The organism is Sedimentibacter hydroxybenzoicus DSM 7310 (genome assembly GCF_013403245.1).
Taxonomy (GTDB): Bacteria; Bacillota; Clostridia; order Tissierellales; family Sedimentibacteraceae; genus Sedimentibacter; species Sedimentibacter hydroxybenzoicus.
In genome coordinates this window covers 96,808-114,218 of sequence record NZ_JACBNQ010000003.1, presented here as the reverse complement: position 1 = coordinate 114,218, position 17,411 = coordinate 96,808, and the positions used below count along the sequence as shown (strand labels likewise).

At 35.3% G+C, this 17,411-nt stretch carries 16 protein-coding genes; 4 read left to right on the top strand and 12 right to left on the bottom strand.

Annotated features, from left to right (window positions below; translation table 11 throughout):
• Positions 1-21 precede the first annotated feature (21 nt).
• On the top strand, positions 22-645 hold the full coding sequence (gene lexA / locus HZF24_RS05415) for a transcriptional repressor LexA (RefSeq protein WP_179237262.1): 624 nt from the start codon (positions 22-24) through the stop codon (positions 643-645).
• 58 nt (positions 646-703) lie between these two features.
• Here the strand turns inward: lexA and HZF24_RS05410 are convergent, their stop codons facing one another.
• The 8 genes from HZF24_RS05410 to miaB form a co-directional block, all read right to left on the bottom strand.
• Positions 704-1,093, bottom strand: coding sequence for a ribosomal maturation YjgA family protein (locus tag HZF24_RS05410; protein ID WP_179237261.1), 390 nt, complete (start codon positions 1,091-1,093; stop codon positions 704-706).
• 27 nt (positions 1,094-1,120) lie between these two features.
• Positions 1,121-1,642, bottom strand: a complete 522-nt coding sequence (locus HZF24_RS05405) for a hypothetical protein (RefSeq protein ID WP_179237260.1) — start codon at positions 1,640-1,642, stop codon at positions 1,121-1,123.
• Between the two features lie 30 nt (positions 1,643-1,672).
• Positions 1,673-2,974 carry a methionine gamma-lyase family protein gene (locus HZF24_RS05400; protein ID WP_179237259.1) on the bottom strand — a complete coding sequence of 434 codons (1,302 nt, stop codon included), beginning with the start codon at positions 2,972-2,974 and terminating at the stop codon, positions 1,673-1,675.
• Positions 2,975-2,977: 3 nt separating this feature from the next.
• A complete protein-coding gene (hfq, locus tag HZF24_RS05395; protein ID WP_179237258.1) occupies positions 2,978-3,214 on the bottom strand; it encodes an RNA chaperone Hfq in 237 nt (78 codons plus the stop codon).
• 14 nt (positions 3,215-3,228) lie between these two features.
• Positions 3,229-4,164: a tRNA (adenosine(37)-N6)-dimethylallyltransferase MiaA gene (miaA, locus tag HZF24_RS05390; RefSeq protein ID WP_179237257.1), complete on the bottom strand. Its 936-nt coding sequence runs from the start codon at positions 4,162-4,164 to the stop codon at positions 3,229-3,231.
• Between the two features lie 14 nt (positions 4,165-4,178).
• Positions 4,179-6,086 (bottom strand): DNA mismatch repair endonuclease MutL, encoded by a 1,908-nt coding sequence (mutL, locus tag HZF24_RS05385; protein WP_179237256.1) that lies wholly within the window; start codon positions 6,084-6,086, stop codon positions 4,179-4,181.
• Between the two features lie 11 nt (positions 6,087-6,097).
• Positions 6,098-8,722, bottom strand: coding sequence for a DNA mismatch repair protein MutS (gene mutS, locus HZF24_RS05380; protein WP_179237255.1), 2,625 nt, complete (start codon positions 8,720-8,722; stop codon positions 6,098-6,100).
• A gap of 78 nt (positions 8,723-8,800) precedes the next feature.
• Entirely contained in the window at positions 8,801-10,222 is a 1,422-nt protein-coding gene (gene miaB / locus HZF24_RS05375; RefSeq protein WP_179237254.1) for a tRNA (N6-isopentenyl adenosine(37)-C2)-methylthiotransferase MiaB, read from the bottom strand.
• Between the two features lie 185 nt (positions 10,223-10,407).
• Here miaB and HZF24_RS05370 point away from each other — a divergent pair, with 185 nt between their 5' ends.
• Positions 10,408-10,755, top strand: a complete 348-nt coding sequence (locus tag HZF24_RS05370; RefSeq protein ID WP_179237253.1) for a YmaF family protein — start codon at positions 10,408-10,410, stop codon at positions 10,753-10,755.
• A gap of 113 nt (positions 10,756-10,868) precedes the next feature.
• Positions 10,869-12,452: a peptide chain release factor 3 gene (locus tag HZF24_RS05365; RefSeq protein ID WP_179237252.1), complete on the top strand. Its 1,584-nt coding sequence runs from the start codon at positions 10,869-10,871 to the stop codon at positions 12,450-12,452.
• 55 nt (positions 12,453-12,507) lie between these two features.
• On the opposite strand, the gene HZF24_RS05360 is transcribed toward HZF24_RS05365, so the two are convergent.
• On the bottom strand, positions 12,508-13,437 hold the full coding sequence (locus HZF24_RS05360) for a TDT family transporter (protein ID WP_179237251.1): 930 nt from the start codon (positions 13,435-13,437) through the stop codon (positions 12,508-12,510).
• 256 nt (positions 13,438-13,693) lie between these two features.
• Between HZF24_RS05360 and HZF24_RS05355 the strand changes: the two genes are divergently transcribed.
• Positions 13,694-14,185 carry a C-GCAxxG-C-C family protein gene (locus HZF24_RS05355; RefSeq protein ID WP_179237250.1) on the top strand — a complete coding sequence of 164 codons (492 nt, stop codon included), beginning with the start codon at positions 13,694-13,696 and terminating at the stop codon, positions 14,183-14,185.
• A gap of 179 nt (positions 14,186-14,364) precedes the next feature.
• Here HZF24_RS05355 and HZF24_RS05350 read toward each other — a convergent pair whose 3' ends face one another.
• Genes HZF24_RS05350 through HZF24_RS05340 form a run of 3 tightly spaced genes read right to left on the bottom strand, consistent with a single transcriptional unit; the run spans position 14,365 to position 17,312 of the window.
• Complete coding sequence (locus tag HZF24_RS05350) at positions 14,365-15,342, bottom strand: acyl-CoA dehydratase activase (protein ID WP_179237249.1); 978 nt, start codon at positions 15,340-15,342, stop codon at positions 14,365-14,367.
• Positions 15,323-16,420, bottom strand: coding sequence for a 2-hydroxyglutaryl-CoA dehydratase (locus HZF24_RS05345; RefSeq protein ID WP_179237248.1), 1,098 nt, complete (start codon positions 16,418-16,420; stop codon positions 15,323-15,325). Before HZF24_RS05345 ends, HZF24_RS05350 begins: the two co-directional genes overlap by 20 nt.
• A complete protein-coding gene (locus HZF24_RS05340) occupies positions 16,392-17,312 on the bottom strand; it encodes an acyl-CoA dehydratase activase-related protein (protein WP_179237247.1) in 921 nt (306 codons plus the stop codon). The genes HZF24_RS05345 and HZF24_RS05340 overlap by 29 nt, the downstream gene beginning before the upstream one ends.
• Positions 17,313-17,411 lie beyond the last annotated feature (99 nt).

Below are 17,411 nucleotides of genomic sequence, written 5' to 3'. Positions count from 1 at the left end.
AAAACAAAAAGAGGTGAACCAATGAAATATGATGGCTTAAGTGATAAGCAAATTAAAATACTAAAGTACATAAAAAATGAATTGACTCTCAGAGGTTATCCTCCATCAATCCGTGAAATCTGCCAGGCTGTTGGATTAAGCTCTACTTCTTCGGTACATGCCCATATTAATACATTAGAAGAAAAAGGATACATAAAAAAAGGAAATAATAAAAGAAGAGCTCTCGAATTGATCGATGTTGATGACATATGCAGCAATATGCCTAAAAAAGAAATTATAAATGTTCCTATTATAGGAACCGTTACTGCAGGAGAGCCGATTTTAGCAGTTGAAAATGTTGATGATACTCTGCCAATTTCAATAGACTTTGTTGGTAATAAGGAATCTTACGTATTAAAAGTTAAAGGCGAAAGTATGATTGAGGCCGGAATATTAGACGGTGATTATGTGATTGTTAACTCTCAGAATACAGCAAAAAACGGAGATTATGTTGTTGCCTTAATAGATGACGAAGCTACCGTTAAAACCTTTTATAGGGAAAAAGATCATATTCGTTTACAGCCTGAGAATAAATTATTAGATCCAATCTTAGTAAAAAATCCTTATATTTTAGGTGTTGTAAAGGCAGTTGTTCGAAAATATTAATTAAAATCGGTGCGTAATTACTCTGGACTACAGCGTAAGTGCTTATAGGATATATCTTTCAAGGATATATCCTTTTTTCATATACGACCAATAAGATGAACCCTATTCCGTAGCAAATAATGTCCTTCCAGTCAAATACCGAACCCATTAAGACTCGAAAAAATTCATTTTCATTGAGACCTAAAATACTTACTATTCCAACATATTGCAGAAATTCAACAAATACTGCAAACAAAAATATCCAAAGCGGCAGCAGTGTAATTTTGTTTGGGAACAACGTTCTTACAGCACAGTAAATCACAACCACCACCAATATATCGCCAACGTATGGACGTATGAAATTATCATGCACATATAATGCAATAAATACTTCCGCTAATACCAGCAATATAAATGCAGCAGCATACTTTATTCTATATTTTGTTTTGCTTTTTTCATATGTGTTCATAGGATTTTCTCTTTCATCCGGCTTTTCCTACACTCTATGTTTGATACTTTCAACGATATTTCCCTTTATGTCATAAATAGTTACATTTCCGGCATTTGCAGACAAAATAACCGCAAACGGTTTTTCGGTATCAATATTAATTGTTTGAACACTGTTTCCATCGTCAATTTCTATTTTATTAACTTTCTGTTCATTCATAGATACAAATGCGCGCTCGTTATATCCTTCAATTTGGATTTCAGCAACATATTTCTCTGCCTCAATAATTGAACCACCTAATCTAAAAAAGTATCCAAATGAAAATCCGGGTCGATTCACGTAAATTGAAAATGTGTGGTCGTTAAAGTCGTCGGAGTAAAAAATCATAGCAGACATAATATCTGTAGTATCCTTTGCAACCGACCAATTATCTTTAATTTTTTGAGAACTACGAGCATCTTTTTCAATGTCTGATTTATTTGTTCCTATGGTGTCATTTATGTATAAAAGGGATACAACTGCAATTATTCCAATTATAAAAATACTTAAATATTTTATGCCCTTTTTCATATTAATAAGACCCCCATAATTTATTATATTCTATATCAAATTAATCTTATTCTTTATTTCATCAAATTCCATCATTTTTTCCAATGACAGCATTACTCCCAGTTTTGCGTGATCGTAGAATAACCCGCCCTGGATGTATGCTATGTATGGTGGTCTCATGGGAGCATCGGCACTGAGCTCTATGGATGAGCCGGATACGAAAGCGCCTGAAGCCATTATTACCTCATTGGTGTATCCGGGCATATCCCATGGCACCGGTGAAACGTGGGCATCTACAGGAGATGAAGCTTGAATAGCCTCGCATATCCTTATAACCATATCCTTATTGTTAAATTTTATCGCTTGTATGATGTCGCTTCTGTCATCTTCCAAGGTCGGTGTAATTTCAAAACCGAGAGAACTGAAAACTCCTCCGAATAGCAATGCACCCTTTAATGCTTCAGAAACTATGTGGGGTGCAAAAAATAATCCCTGCAATGTATTTCTTGTAGTTCCGTATGTAAGTCCTATTTCCTTTCCTACTCCCGGAGCCGTCAGGCGGTTTGCAATTCTGTCGATGATGACCTTCTTCCCTGCCACATAGCCGCCGGATAATGCAATTCCGCCGCCGGGATTTTTAATTAATGAGCCTACAACAACGTCTGCACCAATATCCGACGGTTCGATTTCTTCTATAAATTCTCCGTAGCAATTGTCTACCATTATATATATATCAGGATAAGCTTCTCTTATTTTTTCTACAGCATTTTTGATTTTCGATAATGACAAGGCAGGTCTGAAGCTGTAGCCGGTTGAACGCTGAATCATCAGGAGCTTCGTTTTAGCAGTAATTGCCTTTATTGCACTTTCAGAATCTATGTCGTTGTCGATCAGAGGTATTTCTTTATAAATTACACCCATTTCTTTCAAATTACAAGGTTCGTTTCCTTCCTCTCCTATGACTGTAAGCATTGTGTCATATGGACGCCCTGATATAGCTATAACTTCATCTTCATGCTTTAACAGTGACGATAATGTGAGATACAAAGCGTGTGTTCCTGAAGCAATGGATGGCCTTACCAATGCGTCTTCTGTATGAAAGACAGATGCAAATATTTTTTCTGCCTTTTCTCTTCCAGCATCATCGTATCCATATCCGGTATTCCAATAAAAGTGGGTATAATCAAGCTTGTGCTCCTGCATGGCACTGATTACTTTATATTGATTATATTCTCTGACTTTATCGATTTTTTCAAAATATTTTTCTTTAATATCCTTTTCAATATTTGTTACATAATTAAAAACAGTTCTGCTTATGCCAAACTGTTTACATAATATATCTTCTGTTGACATTTATTACTCCCCTGCTGTTTCGTTATTAAATAATCTTACCTGTCTAAAAGGTAGAATTGATGTGATGGCATGTTTGTATACCAATTGTTGTCCTTTATCTGTTTCGATGAATACAACATAATTGTCAAAACCGATAACAGTTCCTGTAAGTTTGTAGCCATTGTTTAAGAAAATCGTAATTGTTGTTTTTTCTTTTCTGACGTTGTTTAAAAAAGAATCCTGCAAATTAATGTTATTCATTTTATCATCCCCTTTTATAATTGTATTTTTAAATATTTGAAAATATTGTCTATAGTTGTATCAATATCCTTTACATCTTTTACATCAAACCATTTTACTTTTTCATCCTTCAGAAACCAGGTATACTGACGTTTAGCGAATCTTCGGGTGTTACGTTTCAGAATATTGATTGATTCATCAATGCTCATATTTCCGTCAAGATAATCAATAATTTCTTTGTATCCTATTCCCCTCATCGAAACTAAATTCTTGTCATAGCCCTTATTCAGCAAGGATTTAACCTCTTCTATAAGCCCTTCGTCAATCATTTTATCTACTCTTTGGTTTATTCTTTCATAAAGCTGCTTCCTGTCCATACTAAGACCAATAAGAGTACAATCGTATTTTTTGCTTGGCTTTCTTATGTCCGTATTGATTTCAGAAAACTTATAGCCGGTTATATCATAGAATTCCAAAGCCCTTATAACTCTTTTTACATTATTTTTATGTATTTTTTCGGCTGCGGACGGGTCAATTTTCTGAAGTTTTTCATAAAGCTTATCTTCCCCGTGTTCTTTATAATAATAGGTATAGTATTCTCTGATTCTTTCATTGGATTTTGCATTACCGAAATCCAAATCATAGATAAGTGAATTCACATAAAGCCCGCTGCCGCCTACTATAATAGGAATTTTGCCGTTTAAGAGCAAATTGTCGATTATTTCTTCAGCTTTAATCTTAAAATCCGATACCGAATAGTTTTCATTAGGTTCTATAAGGTCAATCATATGGTGTTCGACACCGTTTTTTTCACTTTCTGTTATTTTTGCTGTTCCTATATCCATATATTTATAAATCTGCATAGAATCAGCGGATACTACCTCTGTATTAAGTTTTTTTGCAAGCTCTACCGAAGCATAAGTTTTTCCGACTGCCGTGGGACCTACAATAACGACTATTTTATTACTCATTTAATTTTCCTTCACTAATTCTGTATTCTTTCAAACATTTTTTCTATTTCATACTTAGTCATTTTAATTATAACGGGTCTTCCGTGGGGGCATGTATATGGATTTTCTGTTTTACCAAGGTCATTAAGCAAAGCTTTAACCTCCAATAAATGAAGCTTATCCCCTGCCTTAACGGATTTTACACATGCATTTTTTATTATTTTATCCAATTCCAGGTTTATATTACTTGTATTTTTTAATGAATCAAGAACCGTATAAAAGATGTCCTTAATGTTTGAATTCTTAAAAATAGATGGTATGCTATTTATCAGTATAGCATTAATCCCAAAATTTTCAATGAAAAAACCTAAATCATTAAAAATTTCTGCATTGTTCATAGCCGTATGGTAATCATCATAGGATAAATTGATTACTTCGGGCACAATCATTTCCTGCAGCAGTATTTCTTTATTATTATATTGATTTAAAAATTTTTCATAATTAATTCTTTCGTGAGCAGCGTGCTGATCAATCATATACATTTCTGTTTTTTCAATGTTTTCACATATTATATATGTATCCATCAAAATGCCTGCAACTGAAAGTTCCGGAAGCTTATTACCGCTATCTTTTGTTATTTCGATAAAATTTTCCTGTATTGGTTCTTCTTTTATTTCAGCTCTAGTTTCGGTTTTAATTTCATCATCATTTTTAATTAAAATGTACGAATCCTCAATTTTATCAATTTCATCATCAAATATATTGATTTTTTCATTGTTAATATTGACTTCTGTTATTTTAATATTTGTATAATCTTCACTTTTATAATCAAGTGTATCTTTTTTAACATCGGGCTTGCTGTTGTTTTTCTCAAAAATCTCAAATAAATCATTTTTAACATTATTATCGGCATAGTCGTGAATTATTGTTTCTTTTTTGATTTCTTTCATAATATTGTTTGAATTAAGTGCAGAATAAACAGACCTCTTAACTTCATTTAATATATTATCCTCATTTTGAAACCTCACCTCGGTTTTAGCGGGATGAACATTAACATCCACCAAGGACGGGTCAATTTTTATTTTGAGGAAGCAAGCAGGATATTTACTTTTTGGAAGCAATGTGTTGTATGCCGCTTCTATAAAATAATTGATTCTTTTGTGTTTAATTAACCTTGAATTTACAAATACAATTTGCTGCTTTCTGTTGCCTCTGTAATAATTTAGATTAGTTGTATAACCGGTGATGGTAATACCGTTGTTTTCATAATCAACCTTTAATAAAGAATTATACATATCCTTTTCATACAAGCTCGAGATTGTATTTAAGAAGTTGTTTGTTTTAGGCGTTCTGAATATTACGTTGCCGTTATTTATATATTTAAATGATATATTTTCCTTGCTGAGTGCCAATGAAACAACAATTTCATTAATATTACCGCTTTCGGATGCATCACTTTTTAAGAACTTTTTTCTTGCAGGGACATTGAAAAACAAATCAGTTACGGTTATGATTGTACCGACGGGGCATCCTATATCTTCTTTTGATATAATTTCTCCGCCTTTTAACGTTATTTTTGTTCCGTAGCTGTCGCCCCCAGTGCGTGTAATAAGCTCGACGTGGGAAACAGAAGCTATGCTTGCAAGAGCTTCGCCCCTGAAACCTAAGGTATATAATGAATTCAAATCGTCGGAGGTTGATATTTTGCTGGTACAATGCCTCTTGAATGCATCCTCCACCTCATCCTTTTCTATACCTTTACCATTATCGGTTATGCGTATTAAGCTTTTACCGCCATTTTTAATTTCAACGGTGATTTCATCCGCTCCCGCATCAATTGAATTTTCAACCAATTCCTTTACAATTGACTTAGGGCTTTCAATAACCTCACCTGCTGCTATTTTATTTATGGTTTCATTGTCCAACAAATGTATCTTAGTCATAATCTACCTTCTTAAATATGTCTTGCTTTATCTATTAATTCATTTAACAGCGTAAATGCCTTAACCGGTGTTACATTGTTAATATCTATGTTTTTAATACTGTCGGTCAATTCCTTGTACTCCTTATTTTTGCTGTTTTCGATCCTGTCCTCATTGAACAGGGATACTTGGAAATTGTCTGTTATTCTGTCTTTTTTCTTTTTGGCGAAAGGTTTATTTATGTCGCTTTCGTCCAATTGAGTCAGTATTTCTTTAGCCCTTGCTATAACATCTCCGGGAAGGCCGGCCAAATTAGCAACCTGTATACCGTAGCTTCTGTCTACGCTGCCTTCGGCTATTTTTCTTAAAAATATTATTTTATCATCAGTTTCTTTTATAAGTATCCGATAGTTTTTTACGCTTTTTAGTTTGCTTTCAAGCTCTGACAACTCATGGTAGTGGGTAGCAAACAATGTCTTTGCTTTGATTTTTTTAGTTATGTATTCCACGACGCTCCATGCAATGCTCAATCCGTCATAGGTGCTTGTACCTCTTCCGATTTCGTCAAGAATCAATAAGCTGTTTTCGGTGGCATTGTTTAAAATATTTGAAACCTCGCTCATTTCAACCATGAAGGTACTTTGACCCTGAGATAGGTCATCGGATGCTCCCACGCGAGTAAATATTTTATCAAGTACGCATATTTCTGCTTCTTTAGCAGGTATAAAGCTGCCTATGTGCGAAAGGAGTGCTATCAATGCAACCTGCCTCATATATGTTGACTTACCTGCCATATTGGGACCGGTTATGATTGACATCCTATGCTCCTTGTTGTCTATGTAAGTATCGTTGGGAACAAAAATTTCATTCTTCATTATTTTCTCTATAACAGGATGCCGCCCTTCGATTATCTTGATATAGCCTTTAGAGTTCATGGAAGGTCTTGTATAGTTATTTTTAACCGCAGCAATGCTGAGTGAGTTTAAAACATCCACTACTGCAATGTTGTATGCAGTTTCCTGAATGCGATTGACCTGCTCCTTTATCTGCTGCCTGATTTTCAGAAACAATTCATATTCAAGCTTAATCATAAGCTCGTCGGCATTCAGTATCTTTGCTTCCATTTCCTTTAATTCAGGTGTAACATATCTTTCGCAGTTAGCTAATGTTTGCTTTCTTATATAATAATCGGGAACTAAGTTTAAATAGGATTTCGTAACCTCAAGATAGTATCCGAAGATCTTCGTATATCCAATTTTTAAATTCTTAATGCCTGTTTCTTCCCTTTCCTTGCTTTGAAGCTCTGAAATCCAATTCTTACCGTGTATGGTTATTTCTCTGATTTCATCAAGCTCTGAATTATAGCCGGATTTTATTATTCCGCCTTCCTTAATCGCAATTGGAGGTTCTTCGACTATTGAATTATCGATTAATTCATAGATATCATTCAAAGTATCCAGGCGTTCATATATATTTTTGAACAGCTGTGATGAGAGTTCGGATATTTCAATTTTTAAATCGGGCAATCCATATACTGATTGTTTCAGAGCGTTTAAATCTCTGCCGTTGCAATTGCCGTAAACAATTCTGCTTATGAGTCGTTCAATATCATAAATACTCTTCAGGCTTTCCTTAATATTGTTAGATATCATAACGTTGTTATAAAGCTCTTCTACAGCATCTAAACGATTATTTATATTGTTTAAATTTTTTAGGGGCTCCTCAATCCATTTTTTAAGCAACCTTCCGCCCATTGCAGTTTGTGTATAATCCAATACATTGTAAAGAGTACCTTGTCCTTTTTTACCCCGGACTGTTTCAATAAGCTCTAGATTTTTTCTCGTGCTTGAATCTAAATATAAGTACTCTCCCATGTTGTAAAAGTGGAGCTTGTTAATATGTTCAAGTGATGTTTTCTGTGTCTGGTTCAAATAATTAATAAGTAGGGCTAAGGAATAAACTGCATTATTGTTGTCTGACATACCGAAGCTGTCCAAAGAAATCACATTGAAATGCTTTAATATAATTGCTTTACATTCTGCGTAGCTTGGAACGTTGACTGTTGTTATCATAGAATCAATAAAATCATTTTCCGTCACAGTGTTTGAAATGACCTCTGAAGGGTTTATTTTGCTGATTTCTTCTTTAAGTAAACTGTATTTATTTTCATTGCTGACACTAAAATCGCTGAGTGAAATATTTTCTGTTACGTACAAATCCCCTGTAGAAATATCTACATAAGATAAGCCAAAGCCCTTGTCAACATATATGCAAGCTAAATAATTGTTGCTTTTTTCATCAAGCATATTTTGATCTATTATAGTTCCGGGTGTTATAACCCTTACAACGTCGCGCTTAACTATACCCTTGGCTGCGGAGGGATCTTCTAATTGCTCACATATTGCTACTTTGTATCCATTTTCAATCAGCCTTGAAATATAATTGTCAACGGCATGGAAAGGAACTCCGCACATGGGAGCTCTTTCTTCCTGTCCGCAATCTCTGCCGGTCAGGGCAATTTCTAAAACTTTTGAAGCCGTAAGTGCATCTTCAAAAAACATTTCATAAAAATCACCGAGACGATATAAAAGTATGCAATCTTTGTATTGTTCCTTGATACCAAGGTATTGTTCCATCATAGGTGTATATTTCCCCATCAGTTGTTCTCCTATTGTCTTCCGAGTTTTCCTAAAGTTCTCACCATGTAATACCCCTTTATAAGAGGTGTCCACTTTCTATATAATTTCGCCTTCCATATGGAATGTTTTTACGTTTGTTATTTTTACATTTACTATCTGACCGATTAAGTTCTCACTTCCCGCAAAATGAACCAATCTGAAATGCTCAGTCCTGCCGGTCAGGTAACTGTTACCTGTCTTGCTTACAGATTCAACCAATACAGGATAAACCTTTCCGATACATTGGCTGTTTCTTTCCAAAACTATTGGATACAAAACATCCAGTAGTCTGTTGAATCTGTCATGCTTTATGTCATCAGGAACCTGATCATCCATTTCAGCTGCCTTAGTGCCCTCTCTGACCGAATAAAGGAATGTGAATGCAGAATCATACTGAACTTTCTTTACAATATCAACTGTTTTCAGGAAATCTTCTTCTGTTTCTCCGGGGAAGCCCACAATAATATCTGTTGTTATTGCAACGTCCGGTATTTCTTTTTTCAGCTTATCAACAAGTCCTAAATAATGCTCTTTGGTGTATTTGCGGTTCATTCTTTTTAAAACATCATTGCTTCCTGCTTGCACAGGAAGGTGTACATGGTTACAAACCTTGCTGCATGCCTTTATGGCCATAACTAAATCTTCTGTTAAATCTTTTGGATGAGATGTCATAAAACGTATACGTTCTATTCCGTCTATTTTATTCAACTCACACAGCAGCTCTGCAAATGTAATTTTACTTTCTAAATTTACCCCGTAAGAGTTGACATTCTGACCTAAAAGGGTTATTTCCTTACAGCCATCCTCTGCCAATAATTTTACTTCATTGATAATTTCACCGGGTTCTCTGCTCTTTTCCCTGCCTCTTACGTAAGGAACAACACAGTAGGTGCAGAAGTTATTGCAGCCGTAGGTTATATTAACCAATGCCTTATACTTAAACTTACGCATCTTAGGCATGTTTTCGTAAATTAATTCCGAGTTTTCTACTACGTCAATACCTTTTTTCTTATTTACCTCAACCTCATATATCAAGCCCGGAAGTTCCTGAATAGTGTTGGTTCCAAATACTATATCCACAAAAGAAAATGATTTTAAAAGCTTTTGTCTCATTTCTTCTTTTTGCATCATGCAACCGCAAACTGCCACTAACATATCCGGCTTATTTCTTTTTAAGCCTTTAACTTCACCAAGTTTTCCAAACACCTTAAGCTCTGCATTTTCTCTTATAAGGCACGTGTTGAATATTACCAAATCAGCATTTTTATCATCATCAGTTTCCTCATAACCTATAGAAGTAAGCATGCCTCCTATTTTTTCTGAATCATGCTCGTTCATCTGGCATCCGTAGGTCAGTATGTGATACGTTTTTTTTCTGCCGTTCACAATGAAATATTGTTCGTTGTTATTTCTCAGCTCTATAATTCTATCGCCTGCTAATTTTGTATTTTCAGCGTTTTTTATTTCTGTATTTTTCATTTTAACCAACTTTCTATGTCTGATATATCCCGAATATTATATCATTTTATAACATCTTGTTCAATAATTATTTAAAATCTGCATTATTAATGTCGAATTTTGTGAACAAACTGTTTTCCATGACATATTATACTGTAAGTCCACCAATGATAATGATAATAAAATATAAAAAGGAAGTATGCCATATGTTCTTTAATAATAAATGTTGTCACGATAAAATTCCTCCCCATATTCACCCGGCAAAAGGCTTTGTTGAATTAGGGGGACTAAGATGTGATTTACACAAGCATTGCTTTGAAGGTATAGCCGGAAAAATAATCCCATGCGGAAACAGTCACGTACATGAAGTTTGTATTATAACCGATATTGTGGATTGTCATTGCCACAAGCTTATAGGCAAAACAGGGCCGGCTATCCCTACCGGCTGCGGAAATCATATACATCTCATGGAGGGATATACGACCTGCAATGACGGACACAAGCATCGTGTAAATGTTGCCACAGGAATTGAAGAACCCATATGTTATGATTAAATTTACGGAAAGCGAAAGCTTTCCGTTTTATATATACAAAAATAGCTTTTATTTTTCCAATATATAATGTAAAATAGCAAGGTAGTATTGGATTAAAATAAGAAAGGATAACCATGAATAACATAGATTTAATTAACAAAAGACGAATTTTCGGTATAATATCGCATCCTGATGCCGGTAAAACTACCTTGACGGAAAAGCTTCTGCTCCACGGCGGTGCAATACGTGAAGCGGGAACCGTAAGAGCAAGAAAAAACTCTAAATTTGCTAAATCGGACTGGATGGAAATAGAAAAGCAGCGTGGTATTTCAGTTACATCCTCCGTTATGCAATTTGAATATAATGACAAGGTTATATCTATAATGGATACACCCGGTCATAATGATTTCGGCGAAGATACCTACCGTATTTTAACCTCTGTTGACAGTGCGGTAATGGTTATAGATGCTGCCAAGGGTATAGAGGCTCAGACAAAGAAATTGTTTCAGGTTTGCAGCATGAGAGGGATTCCCATATTCACATTCATAAACAAGCTTGACCGTGAAGCTAAAGACCCCCTTGAATCAATGCAGGAATTAGAGGACGTGCTGGGACTTCCGTCAGTTGCCGTAACGTGGCCAATTGGATGTGGAAAGGAATTTGAAGGTATTTATGACAGATTAAAAAATACAGTATATTTATTTAAGAAAAAAGAACAAATATATCTAGGTGAAGAAAAAGTTCAATCTTCAAAGCTTGATGGTGTTTTGAGCCAATCAAATCTTGAAAATTTAAGATATGCAATGGAACTTCTTGACGGAGCCGGTAATGAATTTGATTTGGAATTAATAAAACAAGGAAAATTATCTCCGGTATTTTTCGGATCTGCTCTTGCAGACTTTGGAGTAACTGAATTTTTAGAGCATTTCCTTCAGATATCACCTCCTCCGTCGAAAAGAAAAACTACAACAGGCTATGTTGAACCGACAGATGAAGAATTTACAGGATTTATATTTAAAATTCAGGCAAATATGGATCCTAACCACCGTGACCGCCTTGCATTTTTAAGAATATGTTCCGGTACATTCGTCAGAGGCATGAACGTAACATTGTCGAGAACCGGAAAACAAATGAAGCTGAGCCAGTCCACGCACCTTATGGCTAATGAAAGAGAAACCGTTGATACTGCCTATGCCGGTGATGTAATCGGTATATATGATTCAGGCAATTTCCAAATCGGTGATACATTAACCAACAGCAAGGAAAAAGTATTTTTTGAACCACTGCCTACCTTCCCTCCGGAATTGTTCTGCAGGGTAAGTGCCAAAAATTCTTTAAAGGGCAAGAACTTTCAGAAGGGTGTCGAGCAATTGGCTCAGGAAGGTGCTATTCAGGTTTATAAGAACGAATACAACGAGGTTGTTCTCGGAGCTGTCGGTGTGTTACAGTTTGAAGTATTTGAATACAGGCTGGTGAACGAATACAATACGGATATCCGTATGGAGAGCATTGATTTTTCTGTTGCACGATGGGTAAAAACAGATGATCCGGAAAGCCTGAAGAAATATCAGAATTCAAGGTGCATGCTGGTATATGATCATTATGAAAGACCGGTATTGCTGTTTACAAATGCATACGCTTTAAAAAGCTTCCAGGAAAGAAATGAAGATATAATATTAGTTGAAGCGCTTGATGTAATAGATGAAATAGGCAACTGAAAATTTTTTCAGCTGCCTGAACCTGAACCGGGTATCCCGGTTTTTTTTATATCTCTTATACTGTAGCCTTTGTACGGCCAAATAAAAATTGCATATACCTTGACAATACATATAAGGTAATCGCTATTGCTATAATTTCCTGAATTTTAACTAAATAAATCAACCAGCTTATAGGCGTATCGGTTTTTAATAAATATCCGTTTGTAAGCTTCATTGCTATACCGCTTATGATAAGCGGGAAAGTAAAACCGGAATAGCTTGGATAAAATTTAAGCCTCAAAAGCTTAGGAAGCAATATAACGGCTGCAATATACATAATTATGGATAAGGCTGTCAGACACCATACCATTGATATATTTTTATTTACAAAGGAATTCATGTATCCTGCAAGCAAAAGACTGGCAGGTGCTGCAAAAATAATCAGTGTAGGCATGGCAGGCTCGGGTATTTCTTTTATTTTTACAGTTCTGTATATTACAATCGGAAGTAAAAAAATGTATGATATCAGCCCAAACCAGAATGCTATCTGACCCACAGCATTCATTTCAAATGCAGGAGCGGTAACACTGGCAACCGCAATACCGACATAAACAATGAACCATGAAGGGAACACCTGCTTAATCTTAAAGCTAAAAACAAACTTTTTACTGAACCAAAAAATCAGCAATATGTGGAAAATAAGTCCTATAATCCATAAAGTTAATGCAGTTGATTTAGATAAAGGTTTTAAATAAGCTGCCAAAAGCATTGCAGCCATAGATAGTGTAGGAAATACACTTGCTATTACAGGATTTTGGAGGCTCTCCCTCACCCCGTCAGTATGTTTTACTATTTTAATAATCATTAAAACGAAAAAGATTGCAGAAATAATTCCGAAAAAACTTCGGTATATTTCACCGTAGGATTGCATTAAGTTTCCTGCTGCGGCTAACCCAAGTATAAGTCCTGATGCAGGTACAGGATATTTTTTTAACATTTGCTCCATAGTTGTCTCCATAATAAAATTTTAGCTTACTCATTATAATATATACATTTTATATAATCAATTTATTAAGTATTAGAATTTGCTATTGTTAGTCCTTTGACAATTAGAATTTATAATAATGATACCTTTGAAAAAAACTGTTGGTACATGCTATACTACATATATCATACCATCGCCTTGGCAATGCAAGCGAGCTTGCGCTGCACTCGGCTCAGATATGATATAATGAATAATATTTTAATTTCGGAGGACTGTAATGACATTAGTTAATACTATGGAGTATAACAAAGATGATCTATTGGATAAAGTTCAGGAGGATGCTGAAAATTTGTTCAGAAGCGGCACATATTTTTGCAGTGAAGCGGTACTTCAAACAATAAATGAGCTTTTGGGTAAGCCTTACGATGAAAATATCGTAAAATTAGCAAGCGGATTCCCCATAGGTATGGGCAAGGCTCAATGCTTGTGCGGTGCTGTATCAGGCGGTCAGATGGGCTTGGGTATAGTATACGGCAGAGTCGAAGGCGAACCGATGAAGGATAAGATGTTTGACGTATCGAAAAAACTTCATGATTATATAATAGATGAATACAAATCAACATGCTGCAGGGTTATAACGAGAAAATGGCAGGGAGATGATTTTAAAAGCCCTGAAAGAAAAGAACATTGTATCACAATTACGGGAATGGTCGCAAGATGGGTTGCAAATGAATTGATTGAAGATAATAAAATTCAAGTAGGCAGATGACCCAAATCTTTGATTTGGTGTCAGTCGCTTAAGCTGAGCGAATCACCAATGTTTCTGCTCCCTTTGGTCGCAAACATTGGGAACTCTTTGCGAATGACCTACCGCCATTTCTCAGAAAAAGGACTCTGAGAAATGGGGTTAGGGCAAATTTCACTTCGTTCAGGATGACAGGAGAATGTTTACGCTAACAAGTCATTTGATGACTGAACTATTTTGTTACTCCATTTGCCGCATCTGTCACCGAAATAACCTATAACCGTATTATTTTCATAAATTTTAACTACTTCGCACTTATTAGTACATCCCTCGCATTCAAAGCTTTTTGAAATTATGTTGCTGCCGGCAAGCTCAAATCCTCTGAAATTTGTCCTTCCAACTTTCTTTACTGTCTTTTTCGCAATAATGGCGGCACCTATAGCACCCATCATATTATAATGCTCGGGAACATAAATTTCAAAGCCCAATGCATTTTCAAAAGCTGATTTCATACCCTTATTTGCCGCTACTCCACCCTGAAATAAAACCTTTGACAATATTGTCTTGCCCTTACCTATGTTGTTTAGATAATTTCTGACCAACGCATCGCAAAGTCCTCTGATTATTTCCGGTTGATTGTAGCCAAGCTGCTGCTTGTGAATCATATCTGATTCTGCAAAAACTGCGCATCTGCCGGCAATTCTTACAGTGCTTTTTGCTTTAAGAGCGTAGTCACCAAATTCTTCTATCGGAATATCCAACCTTTCAGCCTGTCTGTCTAAAAATGAACCGGTCCCTGCGGCACATACAGTATTCATGGCAAAATCGGATACTATACCATTATTAAGGATTATTATTTTTGAATCCTGACCGCCTATTTCAATTATTGTTCTTACATCTTCATCAAATTCCAATGCTGCTGTCGCATGAGCCGTTATTTCATTTTTAACCGCATCTCCTCCTATTATAGCAGAAGCTATCATTCTTCCGCTTCCTGTCGTCCCTGCTGCTGAAATTTCCGATTGATTGTATTTGTTTTTTAAAATTTTAAATCCGTCTTGAACGGCCTTTATGGGATTTCCTTTAGTTCTTAAATATATTTTTTCATTAACCGTCATATGTTCATCTAATAATACAATATCTGTACTTACTGAACCTACATCAACACCTAAATAATACACTTTCTCTTCTCCTTTCAAGCAAGTCGATAAATGCTTCAATTCTTGTAATGTAACCTGCTTCACCGGTCATATCGTCCACCACCAGTGACATCACAGGAAAGTCCAGATCCTTAGAAATGGTTGGAAGAATTGATTTTGATACTATTTCTGGCATGCAGCCCATGGGGAATATTTGAATTGCTCCATCGTAACCTTCCTTTGAGGCAGTAACCGCTTCTCCCACACATTCAATTGCATGACCTCCTATCTGCAGAGGTAAATATTTTTTGGCATTTCTTCGTATGGCTAAAGAGTTAATTTTTAAGGGGCTCAACAATGCATTTTTTACCCACCAGCTTGGTGTAAGACCTCTGTGGGAAGAAACACCGTACCCCATTAATTTATCCTCTATTGAAAAATTAGTGTAAGACTCAATAACAGTGTATATTTCACCTATCACAGCAATTTTTAAAGGATTCTTATTAATGTCAATGGGCACATGCTTAATTTTTTCTTTATATTCAATCAACAGATTAATCATTTCTTTCGATGTTCTGCATTTTGATGCTTCCTCTTTACATTCATTTAAAATATGCTTGCAGTCGCCTTTATTTCTTTCATATCCTGCAAACATATGAGCTGCTTCCTCTATTTCATCTATTAACCTTATTACTTTTAAGCTGTTACTTAAAGCTTTAAGTTTTTCATATGTTTTCCTGTTGCTTTTTGAAGAAACCTGACTAATTCTCCTGTATAATTCCTTTATTCCTATATCCTTCGGATAATCAATAACGATAAAATTCAAATCGTATCCCAAATTTTTCATTAAATTCATCTGAAGTTCACAATATTCTCCAAACCTGCATGGTCCGCAGCTTCCAACGATAATTATTGTATCTGCACCCTTTTGAATCGCCTGAACGTAGTTACCTATCATCAACTTAAATGGCAGGCACATTTCTTCGGGAGAATGCAATGTGCCGATATCAAGTGCTTCCTTATTATTTTTTGGAGGTATTACATAGTCGATCCCGAGACCATCCAACAGTGCTTTTGCTGCTAAATATACATTACCCATGTGTGGGAATGTTACTTTCATTCACAATTCTCCTTTCAAGCATGTCAGTAAATGCTTCTATCCTTGTGTCTATACCGGCTTCCCCTGTATGTTCATCCACTTTAAGGGTCAAAAATGGGAAGCTTCCGACTTTGTCCTTTATTAATTCAATTATTACAGAATCTATACCGCAGTTAAATGACGATATGTATATAATTCCGTCAACTCTTTTTTCCTTTGAAGCATTTACTGCAAAACCGTAATTTTCTCTTGCAAAAGTCCAAAATGGTCGTTTATATAAATTGTTGATTTCCAGGCTTATTAAAAGTTCATGTGTAAATTCCATAGTTTCTACACCGACACCTAATTTGTTCAACTTATTCACTAAATTCATATTGACAAAATTATCGTATATGTTGTATGGATGACCTACCAATGCAATTTTAATATCATAATTCTCGTCTAAAATTCCTGCATTGTAATTTAATTGACCTTCATAAGCTTTTAAAAATGCGTGTTTAATTTTAAATTCATTGCCGGTGACCTTTTTTCCTGCTGATTTTGCCCAACGATAAAGTCTTTTTTTAGTAAAAGTATAAATCGGCTCTGTTATAGACAATGGCATGTTTTCAATACTGTTTGTAACCATTTCGGGAAGTCCGCAAAATTTAGGACATATGTATTCGTTTTTTTTAATCTGCATGATACGCGGAATAACTATGATATCGCATTTGTCCCTTAAAGCTACCGCATGACCATGAAATATTTTTATCGGCAGACATGCTTCGTCCACAGCATATTTTACTCCTAAGTCCAGAATTTTCTTATTTGTATCCTCGGATACAACTACGTCCGCGCCTAATTCTTTAAAAAAAGTAATTAAAAAAGGATGATATTTGTAATATAACAACCCTTTAGGAATTCCTACTTTCATATAACCTCCAAAATAAGTAGTAGAATGTATCAAATTTATTTTCTCTCTTCCGTTAGAATAAATTTGGCATTCCTTGTATTTGACCTACATCCACTTCAA